Origin of the sequence: Bacillus sp. 196mf (assembly GCF_003217275.1) — a bacterium.
Taxonomy (GTDB): domain Bacteria; phylum Bacillota; class Bacilli; order Bacillales; family Bacillaceae_G; genus Bacillus_A; species Bacillus_A thuringiensis_S.
In genome coordinates this window covers 1-1,605 of record NZ_QJTG01000100.1, presented here as the reverse complement: position 1 = coordinate 1,605, position 1,605 = coordinate 1, and the positions used below count along the sequence as shown (strand labels likewise).

Genomic DNA, 1,605 nt, shown 5'->3' with positions numbered 1-1,605 from the left:
GATTTATACATGATGATATTTTATAATGGACTTATATATTAATCAAAAAAGGTGGTTACTGTACTTGCCTAAAAACACTTGAAAAAATCACCATGTGAAATGAATTGAAAGTTCTCCTTATGCAGCTTGCAGCTGTTTTTGAATCATGTTTAGAGATTCTCCTGCTTTTGCTGCGGTATAAATGAATTCAATCCAACTGTTTTTAGTTTTCTTTTGCCACTGATGTATGCTCACTGTAAGGGAAGTTTTCTCTATCAACATACAAATCGTGGCACTACAATTCAACAACGTCCATAAACGGTCGAGTGCTTTCGTACTTCGTACTTGATACCGATTTAAGGAAAGATTGACTTTCATAGTACGAAAATAAGTTTCAACTGCCCATCTTTTACTGTAGTACTGCATAATTTGCTTGTTTGATAAGCTCACATCGGTACTTAAAAAAGCGCGCATGTTTTCGGGTGTCATTGGATTTGCAGCTTCCCAACATAATAATACAATCGCATTTTCAATCATGTTTAATTTTCCTTCATAGCGATATACATAGTAAGAGGAATGACCAACGGTCACTAAATCGGTCTCTTCTTTTCTTACATGTTTCGCGAAGTCTTTTATTGATTGGCGTATACCATAGGGATATATAATACGATTTGTTTTGATACCACTAATTACATGATTTCCTGTTTGTAGGGCAGTTTCTAATAGTTTTTGGGCTGGATACCATGAGTCAATTAGCAAATACCTTGGCAATGAGCAGTTTGGTAATGTCTTCAATAGATTACATGCAATTTGAATCTTACTTTCTTGTTTCGATTCATAGCGTTGAAACTGGTACGGAAATATGACGTCACCACAGCGCAGGATTTGTTCCACTCTTTCATGACCCCATACTCGTTTTCCTTTTGTATGAGAGTGATGAACCCCAGTACCTTGCATACCAAACATTGCCTGTGACGAAGGCTTTGTTTTTTCACAAACTGTATCATCCACAATCACAAAAATAGGTTCTTGTATACGTTTGGCTTCTTGGTGAATTGCTTGCCAAGCGCTTTCTTGCACAACGTGCAGAAGATAATGTTCATCCCATTTGCCATGCGTTAAAAAATGGCTTAGGGTACGCCTATTACGTGAATGGCAACTTTCACGATGAATATCTGTTAAAGTCCCAGAAAACCCATGAGCTAAGATATCCTCAACAAAATGGACCAGTTGGTTCATGACTGGTTTTGAGTAATATAGTGGGACATTCAATTTTTGTAACAAATGTGGAATTTCTGTTTGATGCGCTGTTTTGTATAGATGGGACATCTTGTATATGCTCCTTTATCGCAAAAAAATCTATGATAGTTTTATTGTATACAAGATTTGTGTCGAGTGCTCTTATTGTAAATTTCTGTTAGCGTTTTTGGGCAAGTACAGGTGGTTATATAACTATTGGTCTCCCACAAAGTGGCATGTATATAATCTAAAATGAAGATATTAAATCCTAATTTGCAACACATACCTAGTAAATCCCTACATGAATCGTTCATTATCAATTTACTAGGTATGTAGCAAGTCCTAGTACTGTTATATCAAAATAAATTTAACCAATAAAATCCTCTG

The 1,605-nt window shown here is 35.8% G+C and carries 1 protein-coding gene; it reads right to left on the bottom strand.

Annotated features, from left to right (window positions below):
* Positions 1-117: 117 nt before the first annotated feature.
* On the bottom strand, positions 118-1,308 hold the full coding sequence (locus ATL10_RS30675) for an IS701 family transposase (protein ID WP_110498381.1): 1,191 nt from the start codon (positions 1,306-1,308) through the stop codon (positions 118-120).
* Positions 1,309-1,605 lie beyond the last annotated feature (297 nt).

Coding starts and splice junctions, on each gene's coding strand:
- ATL10_RS30675 (WP_110498381.1), bottom strand. CDS start 1,308: ATGTCCCATCTATACAAAACAGCGCATCAAACAGAAATTCCACATTTG.